Raw genomic sequence first — 16,519 nt, 5'->3', positions numbered from 1 at the left:
CGGAGGTATTTTCGGCCCAAAGAAACACGGGCCGCGCGCCAGCCTTCTTTGGTTTTCGAAATACCCTCGGGGGTGAATGGGCCTTGGGCCCAGAGGGGGCAGCGCCCCCTGTCCCCCTATCCGCGCGCGCCCAGTCCCATCTGCATGAGCGAGGTCCGCACCGGCTTGAGTCCATAGAGCGCGTCCAGCCCCTTGGCGCGGATGTCGCGCAGCGGCTGCGCCGAGAGCTGAGAAATGCGGTTCAGCGCGGTGATCCCGGCAACGCGGGCGCGGATATCCGTGATGCGGGAGCGGTGGTAGGCGGACAGCATCTGCGCATCGCCCAGACCCTCGGGGCGGGCCAGTGCCAGGTCGCGCAGGGCGGCGAGATCCTTGAGGCTCATGTTCAGGCCCTGTGCGCCGATGGGGGGCACCACATGCGCCGCCTCGGCCACCAGTGCGAGGCGTTGGGACGACAGGCGTTCCGCCTCTTGCGCGATGATCGGCCAGATCGTGCGACGCGAGGCCAGTTCCAGCGGACCGAAGAGAAAGCACGACCGTTCCGACATTTCCGCCTGGAAAGTCGCGGGGTCCAGATCGAATAGGCGTTGTGCCTTTGGGCCGTCCTCCATCCAGACCACGGCGGAACAGGGGCGGCCATCGAGGTCGGGCAGGGGAACCAGGGTGAAGGGGCCGCCGGTGCGGTGGATTTCCGTCGAGACGTTGCAATGCGGGATCGGATGCGTGACCGCGAAGGCCAGCGCCTTTTGCCCGAACCGCGTTGTCTTGACGCCGATGCCCGCCGCCTGGCGCATGGGCGATGCGCGTCCGTCCGCCGCCACCACCATCCGGCAGCGCACCTTGCTGCCGTCCGAAAGCGTCACGCGGGCCTCACCCTCGCGGGTGAAGAGCGCGGTCGTGCCGGTGCCGGGGCGGAAATCGACATTGGCCAGCTCGCCCAGGCGGGCCGCCATTTCCCGCCGCAGCAGCCAGTTGGGCAGGTTCCAGCCAAAGGGGCGGTCCGAAAGGTCGGCGGCGTCGAAATCGCGGGTCACGCGCGGCTCGGCCACCGGGCCGCCCGCATCGACGATCCGCATGACCTGCAACGGCATGGCGTGATCCGCCAGCCGGGACCAGAGGCCGATTTCGTCGAGAAAGGCCTGGGCCGGTTGCAGGAAGGCCGTGGTGCGCAGGTCCGCACCGTCGGCCTCGCGCTCTGTCACCGGCGGGGTGGGGTCGACGCAGAGCGTCGAGAACCCGGCAGAGGCAAAGCCCGCGGCCGCGGTCAGACCCGCGATGCCGCCGCCCGAAATGACGATATCGTAATCCATCTTCACGACTCCTTTGCCGGGACCCTAGGGCGGGTGCGGGGGAATGTGTATCGGGATCGGTGTCGCGCGGGGCGCGGTTTGCGGTCGCGGGGTTACTTGCCGACGGAGATGAGGATCAGCACGACGTAGACCACCGGAACGAGGGCCAGGGCCGTCATCGCAAGCCCGGGAAGGCCGAACAGCGCGGTCATCGCGGCGCCGGCGCCCACCAGCAAGGCGGCGATCAGGTAAGCCACCTGTTCCGGCGAGATCGCCTTGCGGGGCATGTCCTGGGCGGCGGCGGTTTCGGCACTCGACATATTCGCATCTCCTGATCTGTTCTGATGGTGGAAATAACACTTGGGTGCCTGCCGAACAGGTGCTTAATGTCGCATGCCACATGAAGCTTTTGTGGATCAATTCTCCGCCCGCCTTGGCGGCGCGCTATTTCAACCCGCGCAGGAACGCCACAAGGTCATCTGTGTGGTGGTGGATGTGGTCCGCCGGGGCCGCCTCGGGCGCGACATGAACCGTACGCATGCCCATCGCGTGCGGGGCGGCCAGGTTGCGCGGATCGTCCTCGAACATCGCCGCTACTGCCGGGTCCAGCCCGTCGCGGGCAAAGATGCGCTCGAATGCCTCGGGCCGGGGCTTGGGCGTGTATCCTGCGTCTTCGACGCCATAGATCGCGTCAATGGCGGCCTCCAGCCCGCGCGCCTTGAGCACCTGGGCGGCATAGGGGGCGCTGCCGTTCGTGTAGACGATGCGGCGGCCGGGCAGGGTGGCGATCAGCTCGGCAAGGTGCGGATCGGGCGTCAGCGCGTCGAATGAAATGTCGTGTACGTCCACCAGGTAGTCTTCGGGGTCGACCTCGTGATGGGTCATCAGCCCGGCCAGGGTGGTCCCGTAGCGCGCCCAGTAGTCGCGGCGCAGCTGGGCGGCCTCGTCCCGGGCGGCGCCGGTCACGCGCATGACATAGGTGTTCATGCGCGCCTCGATCTGGTCGAAAAGGCGCACGGCAGGAGAGTAGAGCGTGTTGTCCAGGTCGAAGACCCAGGCCCGCACATGGGCAAATCTGTCCTTGGTCATGTCGAATGCCTACCTTTTGCTCGGTCGCGCGGCAATCCGCGCAGCTTGAACCTGCCATGCTGCTGGCGCTATCGTGGCGCGGTGGACGCAGGGAGGGTTCTATGAGCGAGGTCAAGCCGGCACAGAAAGATGCCTATACGATGATACTCGAAGCCATCGATTCAGGTATCTACAAGCCGGGAGACCGCCTGGTGGAAAGCGAGTTGGCAGAGCGTTTCGGCGTGTCGCGCACGCCGATCCGCGAAGCGTTGCAACGGCTGGAAACCCAGTCGCTCTTGGCGCGCGACGGGCGGTCGCTGATCGTGGCCTCGCTGGATCACAACCAGATGGCCGAACTTTACGCGGTACGTTCCGAGCTGGAGGGGCTGGCCGCGCGGCTGGCGGCAAGGCACGCGACCGAGGAAGAGGTGCGGGTGCTGCGCGACATGATCGAAGAGGATCGCGCCCTGTTGAACGATCCAGCGGCGATGGCTCGGGCCAACCGGCGGTTCCACCGGATGATCCACCTGGCTTCGCACAATCGCTACCTGGTGCAGCAACTGGACCTTGTCTATCGGTCGATGGCGCTGATGGCGACAACCTCGCTGGCAGCGAAGGGGCGGGGCGAGATCGCGCTGGGCGAACACCAGGCCATTGTCGATGCGGTTTCCAAGCGGGACGAGGACGCGGCCTACCGTGCGCTGCGCGACCATATCTCGACCGCGTTCATCACCCGCCTGAAACAGGACAATGCCGAGCACATGACGGTATGACCTCGGCCTCAGCCCTCGGGCGGCAGGTCCGATCCGGGGCGGTCCGGGGCCGAGCGGCCATGCTGGGTCTTGTCCCAGTAGAAGGGATTGCGCAGGGTTTCCCAAAGCGCCTTGTAGATCGCCAGTGTTCCCAGCGGGAAATAGGCGAAGAGCGTCGGCACCCAGGCAAAGAGCGCGCGGTGCGGGCTACGGGCCAGCGCGGCCAGGCCGATCAAGATCGACACCGCCTCGGCGCTGAGGAAAAGCGTCGTCAGACCCAGGATCAGGGGGCGCGAGAGGTGTGGGTCCAGCGGGTGCGGCAGCCCCATCAGGATCAGCCAGAAGGACCACAGAACCGGTGCAAGCGCGAATTGCACCAGTGTCGTCAGGAAAAGCAACTGCACCCCGGCAAAGCGTTTCGGCCCGAGATCGCGCCATAGCCTGCGCGGGTTGCGGGTATGGACCCACCAGGTGATCCCGTAGCCCTTGAGCCAGCGAGACCGCTGCTTGATCCAGGGCCAGAAGCGGTTATTGGCCTCCTCGCGGGTGACGCTGGAAATCAGTTCGGTCCGAAACCCGTGCCGCGCAAGGCGCACGCCAAGGTCGGCGTCCTCGGTCACGTTATGCGCGTCCCAGCCGCAGACCTTTTCCAGAACCGCGCGGCGAAAGAACACCGTCGTTCCGCCCAGTGGCACGACAAAACCCAACCGGGACAGGCCGGGTAGCAGGATGCGGAACCAGCTGGCGTATTCGATGGTGAAACAGCGCGACAGCCAGTTGGCGCGTGGATTGTAGTAGTCGAGGATGCCCTGCAGGCAGCCGACCTCGGCCGGGGCGCGGGCAAAATGGCCCGCGACGCGGGTGATCTGGTCGGGGGCGGGGGCATCCTCGGCATCGTAGATTCCGACGATCTGCCCTCGCGTGAACCGGTAGGCATAGTTCAGCGCCCGGGGCTTGGTCGTGATCCGGCCGGGGGGCACGGTGATCGTGCGCATCCAGGGCGGCAGACGGGTGCGGGACAGGGTTTCGCGGGTCAGCTGGTCCTCTGCTTCCAGCACCAGAACGACATCCAGCAGCGCCTTGGGGTAGGAGAGCCGCGACAGGCGTTTGACCAGCGTCTGGGCGATGTCCTCTTCGCGAAAGAGCGGCACCAGGATCGAGACCAGCGGCGGGTCGGCGGGCAGGGTGGCATGGACCGGCGGAGCGCGCCGGGGCAGGGCGGCGAGGGCCGCCAGCTTCATCAGTTGCGCCAGCACCAGGGATCCCAACGCCAGAAGCAGCGCAGCCCCGAACAGCAGGCGCGGCGCCAACAGCAGCAACACCAGGCAGAGGAGGCCCGCGCCAATCGCCAGCATCCGCGTGCGCGGGGTCATCCGGTTCAGGTCGCGGCAGCTGTCCTCGTCGGGGACCCATGTCTCGGCAGCCTCTGCCAGCCGGGCGCCGGCCCGGGCCGAGATCTCGGCGTGAATGTCGGCCTCCAGCGCCAGCGCCATGACGACGGGGCCGATGTCGGGCGGCAAGAGCGGCAGCAGGTCGGGGAAATCATCCGGTCGGGAGGTGGCCAGCAGCAGAGTGTCGCCCACGCGCATCCAGGGCAGGACCCCGTGCTCCAGGCAGAACTCCGGCGGCAGCCGGTCGATGACGGCGGGGTCGGGCGGGCTGTCGCGGCGGCGCAGGACCAGCGCGCCGAAATGCTGCGCCTGCGCCTCCAGCACCTCCTCGCGAGAGGCGATGGCCTCTGCCACGACGACTTGGGGCACCGATTGGCCGATGCGGCTGGCCTCGGCCATCGCGCCCAACATCTCGGTCGGTGCGACGCGACCCTCCTCCATCAGGATATGGCTGATGGGCTGGCCTCGTCGGGCCTTTGCCTGGGCCAGCTTGGCCTCGGCCAGATGCAGGCGGTGCTCTGACATGCCGCGTCCCGGTAAACTCGGTTACCGGAACCTTCACACACCGTTGGTAAACGAATACTTAACCAAAAAAGGCAGTTTGGCGGCAAACTGCCGCCAAACGATTAACAGACCGCGTTTTTTTTCCGAAGAGCCGGCGCTCAGGCCGCGTCCATCGAGGCGGCGAAGCGCTCGAACAGGTAGAAACTGTCCTGCGGGCCGGGGCTTGCCTCGGGGTGATGCTGCACGCTGAACACCGGGCGGTCGGCCAGGCGGATGCCACAGTTGGACCCGTCGAACAGCGAGATATGCGTTTCCAGCACCCCTTGCGGCAAGGTCTGGCTGTCGACGGCAAAGCCGTGGTTCATCGAGGTGATCTCGACCTTGCCCGTATCCATGTCCTTGACGGGATGGTTCGCGCCGTGGTGGCCGTGGTTCATCTTGATCGTCTTGGCGCCCACCGCGAGGGCCAGCATCTGGTGCCCGAGGCAGATGCCGAAGACCGGCAGCTTGGTGTCGGACAGCAGCCGCTGGATCATCGGCACCGCGTAGGCGCCGGTGGCCGCAGGGTCGCCGGGGCCGTTCGACAGGAAAACGCCGTCCGGCTCATGCGCCATGACGTCGTCGAAGGTGGCGGTGGCGGGCAGGACCGTGACCTCGCAACCGGCCGAGGCAAGGCAGCGCAGGATATTGCGCTTGGCGCCGTAATCCACGGCGACGACCTTGTGCCGCGCCTGGTCCTGCCGCTGGTAGCCTTCGGGCCAGGCCCAACGCATCTCGTCCCAGCGATAGCTTTGCGCGCAGGTCACATCCAGCGCCAGGTCCAGCCCTTCAAGCCCCGGGAAACCGCGCGCTGCGGCGACCAGCGCCTCGGTGTCGAAGTTGCCGTCGGGATCGTGGGCGAGTGCCACATGCGGCGCGCCCTGCTGACGGATGGCGCGGGTCAGGCGGCGGGTGTCGATGCCGCCGATGGCGATGCGTCCGCGTGCCGCCAGCCAGTCGCCCAGTTCCTGCGCCGCGCGCCAGTTCGAGCTTTGCGTCGGCATCCATTTCACGACCATGCCCGCCGCCACCGGGTCACCGGTTTCGTCATCGTCGGGGTTCACGCCGACGTTGCCGATATGTGGAAAGGTGAAGGTGACGATTTGGCCCGCGTAGGACGGATCGGTCATGATTTCCTGGTAGCCGGACATCGCGGTGTTGAAGCACAGCTCTGCCGTGGTCTGGCCGGTGGCGCCGAAGCCGGTGCCATAGAAAAGCGTCCCGTCGGCAAGGGCAAGGCAGGCGGTCGGGCGTGCGTGGGCAGCAGGCATGGCAGATCTCCGGGTGGCGGCAAATTGGCCGGAACCTAAGGCCGCCCGGGGCGCTGGTCAAGTGCTTGATGGAAAACAAAAATCATTGATTATCAGAGGGTTGGCGCAAAATTGCTGCGCTTGCAACAGGGGGCGTCCTGAAGTAGTGTCACAAATTCATGAACCGTGAGGGGATAAGGTCATGGAACTGCGTGCAAAGGTGAACGCGGCGGTCAAGCAGGCGATGAAGGACAAGGCGCAGGATCGCCTTTCGACGCTGCGCCTGATCAACGCCGCCATCAAGGATCGCGACATCGCCGTCCGCGGGGAAGGCAACGAGACCGGGGTCGATGACACCGAGGTGCTGGCCATCCTTGGCAAGATGGTCAAGCAGCGCCGCGAAAGCGCCAAAAGCTATGAAGAGGCGGGCCGGCTGGACCTGGCCGAACGCGAAACCGCCGAGATCGAGGTGATCGAGGAATTCCTGCCGCGCGCATTGAACGACAAGGAGGTCGCCAAGGCGATCGACGCGGCAATGGCCGAGGTCGGCGCGGAATCGATCCGCGACATGGGCCGTGTCATGGGCGTGCTCAAGTCGAAATACACCGGCCAGATGGATTTCGGGTCTGTCGGCCCCCGGGTAAAGGACCGGCTGTCGGCCTGACCGAAGGGGGTCCGACGGAATCAAAAAGGGCCGCCTTTCGGGGCGGCCTTTTTTCTTGTCCGGGTCAGGCTCGTCCGGGTCAGGCGGTTGCTTCGGCCGTGTCGTCGCCGATCTCTGGCACCGGGAAGCCATCGGCGATCAGCGCCAGTTCCGAGGGGTCGTCGATGCGGAAGCGTTCCACGAAGCGCGTCTTGAAGCTGACCCGCCCGCGCCGCGCGCCGAAATTCTCTCCGTGGTTCAGGACATAGAGGACCGCTGGTTGCGACAGCGGTGCCAGCGTGCGCCCGGCCAGCGCGGCAAGGTAAGGGAACATCCGGTGTTCGTGTTGGGTCATCGCCTGCAGGAAGGCGGTGCTTTGCTGCAGGTCCGGGTCATGGGCCAGCGCCGCGCAGGAACCGCAGAGCTTCCAGAAGGGCTTGCGCAGGGGCTGGCGTAGCGAAGGGCGGTCGGCCAGGGCGATAGTCCCGGTCGCATCGTCCATGACAAAGCCGGATTGCACCAGGTAGCCGCCCGGCGCCTGGCGGCGCAGCATCTCGCGCACGCTGCCCTGGCGCAGCAGGTCGTCGGCGTCGAAGCTCATGACGTAGGCCGGCGGCAGGTCCATCTCGTCCAGGTGGGCGGTCAGCGCGGCCAGCTTCAGCCACTTGTCATTTCCCGGTTCCGGCGCCGAGAAGGGCAGGAAGGTGATGCGCGGATCGTCGGGCAGGGGCGGGCGTTCCTGGCAGCAGATCACCGCCTGCCAGTTGGGATCATCCTGCGCGATGAAACAGTCCAAGGTCGCCGAGAGCCTGTCGGCCACGGCCTCCCAGTCTCCGACATGGTCCGGGCCCACCAGCGGGATCAGGAAGACCACGCGCTTGCGCAGCGGCGGGACGCGGGCGGCCAGCGCGTCTCGCAGGCGCAGGGCGGCGGCCTCGCTGGGGGCCGGCGTCAGCCGGTCGATCCAGGCTTCGCGGTTCAGGGCCACCGACAGCCGCATCGCGGCCCGGTGCCATTTCGGGGTAGCGGGGACCTGCGCCATGCTCTTGCCCTTCAGGGATTGGCCGCGCGGCGCACCGCGTCGGTCAGGTCGTTGAACAGGGAACGGCGTTCCTCCTCACTCAGGAAGGCACCGATCTCAACCTCGCGGCCATTGCCCTTGAGCGTGACGTAGTAGGGCACCGGCCCTCCGGCCTCGTGGCAGGCGACCTTGACCCAGTAGGTGTTGCTTTCCCAGTCCTGGGTGTCGCCCTTGGGATTGGTGCGGGTCAGATGCGTGACCTCGGGCGTGACGGTCAGCACCTCCAGGATACGGCGGTCGCGTTGGTTGCGGCGCAGCGCGTAATAGAGCGCTCCCGTTGCCGCCAGCATGAAGGGCAGGAGGCCCCATAGCACCACCGTCCCGATCACGCTGTAGAGAGGCACCGAGGCAAAGAGGAAAAAGCCCAGGATCATCGCGGCAAAGCCTTCGGCCGACAGGGAATTATGCGGCCAGAGCTGCAGGACCTGTGAAGCTTCGCGGGGGGGCGTTGTCCAGTGGTAGGGCATGGATCCGTCGGAAAATGGGCCCGGTCTCACCCCGGGTTGAATTCATCAGGCTGGATATACAGCAGAATTGTTGTGGGTCAAAGTCCGGGTTCCCGGGGAAATGCTAAGGTCGGTGTCGCAGACCCGGGAGGATGACAGGATGTGCGTCACGGAACAAAGGCATGACAGGCGGCATTGGGCTCGCGGGCTGGCCACAGGTGCCCTTGTGCTGGCCCTGGCAGGGGGCGCGGCCTGCGCGGATGTGGTCGATGCGCGACGCCAGATCGACGATCACGTCGCGCGTGCCTTTGCGCAGGGATGGGTGATGCCGGGGGTGCGCGACCTCGATCGCTATCACGGCGACGACCTGGTGGAATTGCAGCAGGTGCTGGACATGACCGGGGGCGACGATTGCGCCAGGGCGGTGATGACGGCGCTCTACCTGGATGCGCATCTGCCGCCGGACATGGATGTCCTGTTCGACGACTACGCCATGTCCCTGCTGGCGATCTGGAAGATGCCGGACGAATGGGACCTGCTGTCGCTCATGGCTTCCGGCTGGACCAAGGTAGTGCTGGACGGGGCGAACACCGGGCGCAAACTGGTGCTGACCCCGGATGCGATCCTGGAGGCGAACCGGCAGCGCGTGGCCCAGAACCGGGCCCGCTGGGTCCAGGAGATGGTGCAGCACGCGCTGATGAACGGCTGGGACGGGAACGTGGTGCAGCGCGCGCAGCAGATGCTGCGCGACAAGGCTGCCCGCAACGTGGCAGAGATCGAAGCCGAAATGATGCTCGCCGCGGAGGCGATGAAGGCGCCGCTGGCAGCACGCGATGCGGCCTATGCCGAAGCGGACCGGCAGTTTCGCAAGTCCTACGAGGAAATATTCGGTCCGCCGGACGTGCAGGGCGCGGTGCCCGAGCGTGACGTCGGCAACGATGAGCGGCTGCGCATCATCGAAAACGTCCGCGACGACGCCAGGGCCGTCGCGGATCGGGCCTTTGACGCGGCCCTGACCACGATAGAGGCGCGGCGCAACCGAGAGGTCGGCATCGACCTGCAGGAGGTGGCACAGGCCCGGCTGCAGAGCCTTGCGCTGTCGCACTACGTCCTGCCGATCATAGAGGGGCGCTGCGCCGAGATTGCGCAGCGCATGAGCCTGGCCGATCCGGCTCCGCAGCCGGTGCGGGACGATCCGGGCCCGGCCGCGCCGCAGGGCGGGCATTGGGCGATGGTCTCGCAGGGGGGGATGACGACCTTTACCGACAACAACAGCTGTTACGAGCCGAAAGGATCGGTCGGTGCCGGCAGCGGTCAGTTTTCCCACAGCAAGCCGCGCTGTGGCGATGCCTGGGACGCCTATGTCGTGACCTATACCTGGGCCGCGCCGCCCCCTTACCTCGTGCCGGGGCAGGAGGTGCCGCTCTCGGCCAGCGTGCAGGGGGACTATGCCGCCGGCTGGGGGCATGGCGGGCTGTTCTACTATTACGGCACAGAGGGCGAAAACTGTGCCAAGGGCTCTAGGGCCACGGTGGACATCGTGAAGGACCGCACCGACGGGTTCATCGGCACCGCCTACAACCAGGCGCCCTCTGCCGCGTGGAGCGGGACGTTCGCGCCGCCCGAGGGCGCGCGCTACAAGGATGGCCGTTTCCAGATGACGGTCACGCTGCAGCCGCTGGGCTGCTATCGTTACATCTATGAATGGCGCGAGTGACCGGCGCGCCTTGAAACAGGTTCCCGCGGGTCGCGGAGTCCTTTCGCGGGCCGCGGTCGCTCCGGGTCCGCGGGCGGGATATCGGGGTCAGCTTCCGACCGGCCCGCGTTTGAGACGAAGCCAGATCTGGTAGGCCGCAAGGCCAAGGAACCCGGCTATGCCGACGAAGCTGGTGATGCGGACCGCCTGTTTCATCTTGGCTGTGTGGTCGGCCATGCGGCGGGCGAAATCGTCCTGGATTTCCGCCGGGATATGGCTGAACGTCGGGGTGCCAAGTCCATAGACGAGGTCGTGTTCCGTGAGCGTGTAAAGCGTGCCCAGCATCAACAGCGCGAGCGCATGTGGCATTCGCAATGCCCGCATCTGTGCCAGCCCGACGTAGATCGCAGCACCGCCCACCGTCAGCATGGCGTTGCGCATGAAGATCGGCTGGAGCACTTCAGGATCCTGCGGTTCGATCAGGCCGGCATCGACAACGATCCGGGGGGCCACCGGCGCCCCGATGACCACCAGAACCGCCAGGACCAGCGACACGCCCACCGTCCAGAACACCAGCACATGCGGCCAGCGATGCCGGGACAGGGCGCATGGAATGATGGCAAGCGCGAATAGCAGGGCATAGTAGAAGATCATGACAGGCCCCTTTCATGTGAAAAGGCCCCGCGTTGGCGGGGCCTTTCTTGTCTTGGTCAAGCCCTGGCGCTTAATGCGCGTGGCCCTTGTCCCAGTCTTCCTGCTTCGGCAGCTGCTCGAAGGTGTGCTCCGGCGGCGGCGAGGGCAGGGTCCATTCCAGCGTGTCCGCGTACTCGTTCCAGGGGTTTGCCTGGTTGGCGCGGGCGCCACGGGTCAGGGCGTGGAACATGATCCCGAAGAACAGCAGGAACGATGCGAAGGACAGCAGCGCACCCCAGCTGGAGATGTAGTTCCAGGTGGCGAATGCCTCGGGGTAGTCGATGTACCGGCGCGGCATGCCCTGGCGACCCAGGAAGTGCTGCGGGAAGAAGGTCAGGTTCGCACCGATGAACATCATCCAGAAGTGGATCTTGCCCCAGAACTCGGAATACATCCGGCCGCTCATCTTCGGGAAGTAGAAGTAGACGCCCGCGAAGATCGCGAAGACGGCACCCAGGCTCATCACGTAGTGGAAGTGCGCCACGACGTAATAGGTGTCATGGTAGGCACGGTCGACGCCCGCCTGGCTCAGCACCACGCCGGTCACGCCGCCGACGGTGAAGAGGAACAGGAAGCCGAAGGCCCAGAGCATCGGGGTCTTCATCTCGATCGAGCCGCCCCACATGGTGGCGATCCAGCTGAACACCTTCACGCCCGTTGGCACCGCGATGACCATCGTGGCCAGCATGAAGTAGCTCTGCTGGGTCAGCGACATGCCGACGGTGTACATGTGGTGTGCCCAGACGACGAAGCCCAGCGCGCCGATGGCGATGATCGCCCAGACCATCGGCAGATAACCGAAGATCGGCTTGCGCGAGAAGGTGGCGATGACGTGGCTGATGATGCCGAACCCGGGCACGATCACGATGTAGACCTCGGGGTGACCGAAGAACCACAGGATGTGCTGGTACAGGATCGGGTCGCCGCCGCCGGCCGGATCGAAGAAGGTCGTGCCGAAGTTACGGTCCGTCAGCAGCATGGTGATTGCGCCGGCCAGAACGGGCAGCGACAGCAGGATCAGCCAGGAGGTGACGAAGATCGCCCAGGAGAACAGCGGCACCTTGAACAGGGTCATGCCCGGGGTCCGCATGTTCAGGAAGGTGGTGATCATGTTGATCGCGCCCAGGATCGACGACGCGCCCGAGACGTGGACGGCGAAGATCGCCAGGTCCATCGACATGCCGCCTTCGTTGACCGAGAGCGGCGGGTAAAGCACCCAGCCCACGCCGGAGCCCAGCTGGTTGTTGCCGCCCGGTGCGAAGACAGAGCAGACCGCCAGGGTGGACCCCGCGACATACAGCCAGAACGACAGGTTGTTCATCCGCGGGAACGCCATGTCCGGCGCGCCGATCTGCAGCGGCATGAAGTAGTTGCCGAAACCGCCGAACAGTGCCGGAATGACCACGAAGAACATCATCAGGATGCCGTGACCGGTGATCAGCACGTTCCAGAGGTGGCCGTTGGGTGTACAGTTCTCGACCGCCGTCGGCAGGAAGCGCATGCCCTCCATGCACATGTACTGAACGCCCGGCGACATGAGTTCCATGCGCATGTAAACGGTGAAAACGACCGAAATGAGCCCGACGAACGCGGAGACGATCAGGTACAGAATCCCGATGTCCTTGTGGTTCGTCGACATGAACCAGCGGGTAAAGAACCCGCGGTTGTCTTCGTGCTCGTGGCCGTGAATGGCTGCATCTGCCATTGTTTGCCTCCTGCTGATCCCTAGGCGTCGCACAAGGACGGGGAATCCACCCGCGCGCGACGTTCGTTTCACGTTTTAGAATGTGACCAATAGGGCGGCAATGGCCGGATTTGACGCAGATCAAATCTTTTTGTCGCACCTTGGTCGCATGGCGCGGGCGGTGTTTCGTCAGAAACCGAGGTCGCCTCCATGCGGACCGTTGTCCGCTTCGTGCAAGGCCCCTTCCCGATCACCCCTGGCAACCGCTGTCGAAGTGTCATGGTTTGCCAGAGTGGCAGGCCGGGCGCTTGTGGTCCGGCTGCCGTCACGGGTTTGCCTGTTCCGCGACCTTTCCTCGGAGGGTCAGGTATTCCTTACGGTCAGGGTTTCCCGACTTTCGTCCGTCGGTGCCGCCAGCCTAATGTCCGGTCATCGAGAACACGAACATCCCGAGGGGAGGGATCACGATGGCCTACTACGACAGCAGCTTTGACGCCAACCGCACCACCCTGCGCCAGCGCATTGCGCGTCTGTTCGAGACCCCCTTCGACCGCCGTTACCGCAAACGCACCGCCCGCATCGACGAACTGCGCATGCTATCGGATGCCGAATTGTGCCGGCGCGGCATTGCCCGCGAGGACATCCTCTTTCACGTCTTTTCGGGCAAGGCCTGATCCGCCGACGTGACGCCGCGCGACGCGGCGACAAGGTTTCACTGACCAAATCCTTTTCCGGGCTTTCCGCCCATCCATTCTTTCCATGATTGTCTAAGGGGGCGTTGTGAGTGCGCCCCCTTTTTTCATGCCCGGCTCCCGCGACTGCTGTCTGTACCGGGCACGGGGTCCGGTATACCCGACGGTCCGGCATTCCCGACTTATGGGGCGGACGGCCACCCCCTAGATTGAACCCATCTGCCGCACACCGCATCACCCAAACGGGGGAGTTCAAGATGGCCTATTTCGACAACAGCTTCGTTTCCAGCCGTGCCACCCTGCGCCAGCGCCTGGCGCGCGCCTTCGAGACACCCTTTGACCGCCGCTATCGCCAGCGCACCGCCCGCATCGACGCCTTGCGCGCGCTGTCGGATGCCGAATTGGCACAGCGGGGCATCGCCCGCGAAGACATCCTCTTTCACGTCTTTTCCGGCAAACCCTGAGACAGCCGGTCCGGGCCTGCTGCCGCTCCGGCCCTGACCGAGGAATGATTTGCAAGCACCTGAACATTTAAGACATCGGGCGGGGGAAATTTGATCTGCCCCCGGGGGCGAGGACAGCAGTCCTTGCCCTTTTTCATGTCCGCGTCATGCCTGCAGGGGCCGCATGTCTCCCCCGGCCATTGCGTCCGCGACCTGGGCGGCCTACCTTCGGACCATCGGCAGAAGGAGAGATATGCGCAGCGCCCCAGTCTGAACCGCATTGGGCGGCTTGCCCCGGCACCAGACGTGCCGGACCTTTATGCATATCCAAAATTCTGTGGAGTTCTCATGAAGAACGAAACCTGCGTGATCCGGCCTTTCGACATGGCCACGGACATCGAATCCCTGTCGGCCATCTGGTTCGACGCGTCTCTCGCCGCGCATTCCTTTCTTGGCCGTGCGCGCCTTCTCGAACAGCGAAAGCTGATCGAGGATCTTTACCTGCCCTCATCCGAAACATGGGTTGCCTGTCGGCAGGAAACCCCGGTCGGGTTCATCAGCCTGTTGGACAGGTTCATAGGCGGTCTTTTTGTCAGCCCCGGTTACCACGGGCGGGGCATAGGCCGCCGCCTGGTTGACCGGGCACTGACGCTCAAGGGCTCGCTTTCACTGGATGTCTATACGCGCAACGATCAGGCCTGTGCCTTTTACGCGGCGCTGGGATTCCGGGAAATGTCCAGGCGGCCGACGGACGACCAAGGGCTGCCTTTCGAAATCGCGCATTTGCAGCTGAACCCGTGAAGGACCGGTCGGGCGGCAGATTGCTGCCCGGCCGTGTCTTTCGGATCAGGCCGTATCTTTGGCGGGCTCGGCCATGACCGCGTCGAACTGCGTCCTCAGCGCCACGTCCAGGTCGTCCATCGTCACCGGCAGACCGAGATCCACCAGGCTTGTCACGCCGAAATCACTGATGCCGCAGGGCACGATGCCTTCGAAATGCTCCAGCTCCGGTTCCACGTTGATCGAGATGCCGTGAAAGCTGACCCAGCGGCGCAGGCGGATGCCGATGGCGGCGATCTTGTCTTCTGCCATGCGCCCGTCCGCCAGCGGCGGCTTCTCGGGGCGTTCGATCCAGACACCGACGCGGCCCTCGCGGATATGTCCGACAAGGTTGAATTCCGCCAGTGTGGCGATCACCCAGGCCTCGAGGTCCTGCACGAAGCGGCGGATGTCGCGGCCCCGCTTGTTGAGGTCCAGCATGACATAGACGACGCGCTGGCCGGGGCCGTGATAGGTATATTGCCCGCCGCGCTTGGAGGTATAGACCGGAAAGCGGTCAGGGTCTTTCAGATCCTCCACCCTGGCCGAGGTGCCGGCAGTATAAAGGGGCGGGTGCTCAAGCAGCCAGATGCACTCGTCCGCGCGCCCTTCGGCGATGGCGCCGGCGCGGTCTTCCATGAAGGCAAGCGCCTCTTCATAGGGCACCAGTCCGTCGCTGATCTTCCATTCCATGCCTGTCACCGGGGCCAGAGCCCCGCCTCCCTGATCCTGGGCAGATCCGCCCGGTCTCCTGCGCGGTGCCTTCCAGATCCCTGGCCGCCCGATGCAACCTCTGGACCGGGTCGGCCGACGTGCTGTGCGCTGCGAAGATCCTGTCCGAGTGTGGCCTCGACGGCCGTTCAAATCCCCGCGCTTTGCGGAGGATCACATAATGACATTCCGTGCAAGGCGCCACCAGCGGGCGACCGCAACAGGCCGGGCAGGGAGAGTTTGTGTGTGGAGCGGGATTTTGTCGTTTTTCCTCTTCACATCGTCCCCGCGCTTCGCTAGAGACCCTCCCACCAAGTCAGGACAGTGCGGTCGTGGCGGAATTGGTAGACGCGCAGCGTTGAGGTCGCTGTGGGGTAACTCCCGTGGAAGTTCGAGTCTTCTCGACCGCACCATTTCACTCCAAAAAATGCGGATGCTTCGTGCCGGCGCCAAGGGCGCCTTGGCACCGTTTGGTCTGTTCGACTGGCGGGAGCGGTTGGATTGTGGCCTCTCGTCCTTCTCCGTCGCACCCAAAATGTGAAACTGAATCCTCAAAAGTGAAACGATATATCGGTTTTGTGGTTTGGGGCGCATTTCTTTTGGTTGGCAAGGCGACATGCCCGGCGACCTCGCAAGACAACCAAAGGAGAAAAGAGATGAAGGGTAACGCGATCTGGCTGGCGATTGCCGATACCGCCGATGGCAACGCGAAAAAGGCGGCTGCGATCCGCGAGACCGACCGTGTTCCGACCTTGCCCGGTTTCGGCAAGGCGCTGGCGACAATCCGTTATGCCGCCTTCAACGTCAGCCGGCAGCTGTTGGTGGCCGACCTCGAGCGGCTGCCCGAAACCGTGCCGGACGTGCCGGACGTGCCGACGCCGGAGGCCAGCGAGAGCCTTTTGGCCCGCAAGCGGTCCGAGTTCCGCCAGACAGGGGTCAGCGATCCCGTCCTGACCGCGCCGATCCTCTACACGGTTCGGTTCAAGGTCCCGCGCGCGTTCCACGAGGAATTCAAGGCCTGATACGATCAGGAACATATTCCGATGATCCTGGAATGCCCCGACTGGGCGGGCAGCGCGCGCTACAGCTTTGAGAACAGTGAATGGACCCACCTGGCCATGCACTATGTCACCAGCGCCGATGCGCTGGACAGCCCGGCGATGCGGGCGGCGCGCAAGACGCCCTGGCGCAACAAGTTCCTGGAACACGACTGGTTCGGCAAGGTCGACAAGTCGTTCCACTTTCGTGAGAACCCGCCGGCCTGACACGCGGGTGTGCTGCAAATGCAAAACGGGCGCCGGTTGCAACCGGCGCCCGT

18 protein-coding genes and 1 tRNA gene are annotated in these 16,519 nt (G+C 65.0%); 9 read left to right on the top strand and 10 right to left on the bottom strand.

From position 1 onward, the window contains the following. Positions 1-116: 116 nt before the first annotated feature. The 3 genes from PVW46_RS00290 to PVW46_RS00280 all read right to left on the bottom strand — a co-directional run bounded on the left by PVW46_RS00290 (position 117) and on the right by PVW46_RS00280 (position 2,378). Positions 117-1,310, bottom strand: coding sequence for a UbiH/UbiF family hydroxylase (locus PVW46_RS00290; RefSeq protein WP_043144318.1), 1,194 nt, complete (start codon positions 1,308-1,310; stop codon positions 117-119). Positions 1,311-1,402: 92 nt separating this feature from the next. Next, positions 1,403-1,609: a hypothetical protein gene (locus PVW46_RS00285; RefSeq protein WP_043144320.1), complete on the bottom strand. Its 207-nt coding sequence runs from the start codon at positions 1,607-1,609 to the stop codon at positions 1,403-1,405. A gap of 124 nt (positions 1,610-1,733) precedes the next feature. Next, positions 1,734-2,378: a pyrimidine 5'-nucleotidase gene (locus tag PVW46_RS00280; protein WP_043144321.1), complete on the bottom strand. Its 645-nt coding sequence runs from the start codon at positions 2,376-2,378 to the stop codon at positions 1,734-1,736. A gap of 101 nt (positions 2,379-2,479) precedes the next feature. Between PVW46_RS00280 and PVW46_RS00275 the strand changes: the two genes are divergently transcribed. Next, a complete protein-coding gene (locus tag PVW46_RS00275) occupies positions 2,480-3,130 on the top strand; it encodes a GntR family transcriptional regulator (protein WP_043144324.1) in 651 nt (216 codons plus the stop codon). An 8-nt stretch (positions 3,131-3,138) separates the two neighbouring features. Here PVW46_RS00275 and PVW46_RS00270 read toward each other — a convergent pair whose 3' ends face one another. Beyond that, positions 3,139-5,025: a glycosyltransferase family 2 protein gene (locus PVW46_RS00270; protein WP_274573702.1), complete on the bottom strand. Its 1,887-nt coding sequence runs from the start codon at positions 5,023-5,025 to the stop codon at positions 3,139-3,141. A gap of 137 nt (positions 5,026-5,162) precedes the next feature. Continuing rightward, the gene (carA, locus tag PVW46_RS00265; protein WP_069210180.1) at positions 5,163-6,314 is read right to left on the bottom strand and encodes a glutamine-hydrolyzing carbamoyl-phosphate synthase small subunit; all 1,152 of its coding nucleotides are present in this window, start codon (positions 6,312-6,314) and stop codon (positions 5,163-5,165) included. A 181-nt stretch (positions 6,315-6,495) separates the two neighbouring features. Here carA and PVW46_RS00260 point away from each other — a divergent pair, with 181 nt between their 5' ends. Then, entirely contained in the window at positions 6,496-6,957 is a 462-nt protein-coding gene (locus PVW46_RS00260) for a GatB/YqeY domain-containing protein (RefSeq protein ID WP_043144328.1), read from the top strand. A 79-nt stretch (positions 6,958-7,036) separates the two neighbouring features. Here the strand turns inward: PVW46_RS00260 and PVW46_RS00255 are convergent, their stop codons facing one another. Both PVW46_RS00255 and PVW46_RS00250 read right to left on the bottom strand, forming a co-directional pair. Next, positions 7,037-7,978: a hypothetical protein gene (locus PVW46_RS00255; protein WP_069210179.1), complete on the bottom strand. Its 942-nt coding sequence runs from the start codon at positions 7,976-7,978 to the stop codon at positions 7,037-7,039. Between the two features lie 11 nt (positions 7,979-7,989). After that, positions 7,990-8,484, bottom strand: coding sequence for a DUF2244 domain-containing protein (locus PVW46_RS00250; protein WP_069210178.1), 495 nt, complete (start codon positions 8,482-8,484; stop codon positions 7,990-7,992). Between the two features lie 139 nt (positions 8,485-8,623). Between PVW46_RS00250 and PVW46_RS00245 the strand changes: the two genes are divergently transcribed. Then, positions 8,624-10,180 (top strand): hypothetical protein, encoded by a 1,557-nt coding sequence (locus tag PVW46_RS00245; RefSeq protein WP_069210177.1) that lies wholly within the window; start codon positions 8,624-8,626, stop codon positions 10,178-10,180. An 87-nt stretch (positions 10,181-10,267) separates the two neighbouring features. Here PVW46_RS00245 and PVW46_RS00240 read toward each other — a convergent pair whose 3' ends face one another. Both PVW46_RS00240 and ctaD read right to left on the bottom strand, forming a co-directional pair. Next, positions 10,268-10,813 (bottom strand): hypothetical protein, encoded by a 546-nt coding sequence (locus tag PVW46_RS00240; protein WP_069210176.1) that lies wholly within the window; start codon positions 10,811-10,813, stop codon positions 10,268-10,270. Positions 10,814-10,883: 70 nt separating this feature from the next. Next, positions 10,884-12,557, bottom strand: coding sequence for a cytochrome c oxidase subunit I (ctaD, locus tag PVW46_RS00235; RefSeq protein ID WP_043144332.1), 1,674 nt, complete (start codon positions 12,555-12,557; stop codon positions 10,884-10,886). Between the two features lie 446 nt (positions 12,558-13,003). Here ctaD and PVW46_RS00230 point away from each other — a divergent pair, with 446 nt between their 5' ends. The 3 genes from PVW46_RS00230 to PVW46_RS00220 all read left to right on the top strand — a co-directional run bounded on the left by PVW46_RS00230 (position 13,004) and on the right by PVW46_RS00220 (position 14,472). After that, positions 13,004-13,210: a hypothetical protein gene (locus tag PVW46_RS00230; RefSeq protein ID WP_069210175.1), complete on the top strand. Its 207-nt coding sequence runs from the start codon at positions 13,004-13,006 to the stop codon at positions 13,208-13,210. 275 nt (positions 13,211-13,485) lie between these two features. Further along, a complete protein-coding gene (locus tag PVW46_RS00225; protein ID WP_043144334.1) occupies positions 13,486-13,692 on the top strand; it encodes a hypothetical protein in 207 nt (68 codons plus the stop codon). Positions 13,693-14,019: 327 nt separating this feature from the next. After that, a complete protein-coding gene (locus PVW46_RS00220; protein ID WP_069210174.1) occupies positions 14,020-14,472 on the top strand; it encodes a GNAT family N-acetyltransferase in 453 nt (150 codons plus the stop codon). 45 nt (positions 14,473-14,517) lie between these two features. Here the strand turns inward: PVW46_RS00220 and lipB are convergent, their stop codons facing one another. Then, positions 14,518-15,183, bottom strand: a complete 666-nt coding sequence (lipB, locus tag PVW46_RS00215; RefSeq protein ID WP_069210173.1) for a lipoyl(octanoyl) transferase LipB — start codon at positions 15,181-15,183, stop codon at positions 14,518-14,520. A 344-nt stretch (positions 15,184-15,527) separates the two neighbouring features. Between lipB and PVW46_RS00210 the strand changes: the two genes are divergently transcribed. The 3 genes from PVW46_RS00210 to PVW46_RS00200 all read left to right on the top strand — a co-directional run bounded on the left by PVW46_RS00210 (position 15,528) and on the right by PVW46_RS00200 (position 16,466). Beyond that, positions 15,528-15,614 (top strand) — tRNA-Leu (locus PVW46_RS00210). Between the two features lie 243 nt (positions 15,615-15,857). Next, complete coding sequence (locus PVW46_RS00205; RefSeq protein WP_069210172.1) at positions 15,858-16,223, top strand: hypothetical protein; 366 nt, start codon at positions 15,858-15,860, stop codon at positions 16,221-16,223. 21 nt (positions 16,224-16,244) lie between these two features. After that, the gene (locus PVW46_RS00200; RefSeq protein WP_069210171.1) at positions 16,245-16,466 is read left to right on the top strand and encodes a hypothetical protein; all 222 of its coding nucleotides are present in this window, start codon (positions 16,245-16,247) and stop codon (positions 16,464-16,466) included. Positions 16,467-16,519: the final 53 nt, after the last annotated feature.

It is taken from the genome of Mameliella sp. AT18 (assembly GCF_028807275.1).
Classification (GTDB): domain Bacteria; phylum Pseudomonadota; class Alphaproteobacteria; order Rhodobacterales; family Rhodobacteraceae; genus Antarctobacter; species Antarctobacter albus.
Note: the sequence above shows the minus strand (reverse complement) of the source record. Positions and strands in the feature narration are given on the sequence as shown.

What these genes read in the sequence shown, in the direction of transcription:
- PVW46_RS00290 (WP_043144318.1), bottom strand. Translation starts at nt 1,310, where the DNA reads ATGGATTACGATATCGTCATTTCGGGCGGCGGCATCGCGGGTCTGACC.
- PVW46_RS00285 (WP_043144320.1), bottom strand. Translation starts at nt 1,609, where the DNA reads ATGTCGAGTGCCGAAACCGCCGCCGCCCAGGACATGCCCCGCAAGGCG.
- PVW46_RS00280 (WP_043144321.1), bottom strand. Translation starts at nt 2,378, where the DNA reads ATGACCAAGGACAGATTTGCCCATGTGCGGGCCTGGGTCTTCGACCTG.
- PVW46_RS00275 (WP_043144324.1), top strand. Translation starts at nt 2,480, where the DNA reads ATGAGCGAGGTCAAGCCGGCACAGAAAGATGCCTATACGATGATACTC.
- PVW46_RS00270 (WP_274573702.1), bottom strand. Translation starts at nt 5,025, where the DNA reads ATGTCAGAGCACCGCCTGCATCTGGCCGAGGCCAAGCTGGCCCAGGCA.
- carA (WP_069210180.1), bottom strand. Translation starts at nt 6,314, where the DNA reads ATGCCTGCTGCCCACGCACGCCCGACCGCCTGCCTTGCCCTTGCCGAC.
- PVW46_RS00260 (WP_043144328.1), top strand. Translation starts at nt 6,496, where the DNA reads ATGGAACTGCGTGCAAAGGTGAACGCGGCGGTCAAGCAGGCGATGAAG.
- PVW46_RS00255 (WP_069210179.1), bottom strand. Translation starts at nt 7,978, where the DNA reads ATGGCGCAGGTCCCCGCTACCCCGAAATGGCACCGGGCCGCGATGCGG.
- PVW46_RS00250 (WP_069210178.1), bottom strand. Translation starts at nt 8,484, where the DNA reads ATGCCCTACCACTGGACAACGCCCCCCCGCGAAGCTTCACAGGTCCTG.
- PVW46_RS00245 (WP_069210177.1), top strand. Translation starts at nt 8,624, where the DNA reads ATGTGCGTCACGGAACAAAGGCATGACAGGCGGCATTGGGCTCGCGGG.
- PVW46_RS00240 (WP_069210176.1), bottom strand. Translation starts at nt 10,813, where the DNA reads ATGATCTTCTACTATGCCCTGCTATTCGCGCTTGCCATCATTCCATGC.
- ctaD (WP_043144332.1), bottom strand. Translation starts at nt 12,557, where the DNA reads ATGGCAGATGCAGCCATTCACGGCCACGAGCACGAAGACAACCGCGGG.
- PVW46_RS00230 (WP_069210175.1), top strand. Translation starts at nt 13,004, where the DNA reads ATGGCCTACTACGACAGCAGCTTTGACGCCAACCGCACCACCCTGCGC.
- PVW46_RS00225 (WP_043144334.1), top strand. Translation starts at nt 13,486, where the DNA reads ATGGCCTATTTCGACAACAGCTTCGTTTCCAGCCGTGCCACCCTGCGC.
- PVW46_RS00220 (WP_069210174.1), top strand. Translation starts at nt 14,020, where the DNA reads ATGAAGAACGAAACCTGCGTGATCCGGCCTTTCGACATGGCCACGGAC.
- lipB (WP_069210173.1), bottom strand. Translation starts at nt 15,183, where the DNA reads ATGGAATGGAAGATCAGCGACGGACTGGTGCCCTATGAAGAGGCGCTT.
- PVW46_RS00205 (WP_069210172.1), top strand. Translation starts at nt 15,858, where the DNA reads ATGAAGGGTAACGCGATCTGGCTGGCGATTGCCGATACCGCCGATGGC.
- PVW46_RS00200 (WP_069210171.1), top strand. Translation starts at nt 16,245, where the DNA reads ATGATCCTGGAATGCCCCGACTGGGCGGGCAGCGCGCGCTACAGCTTT.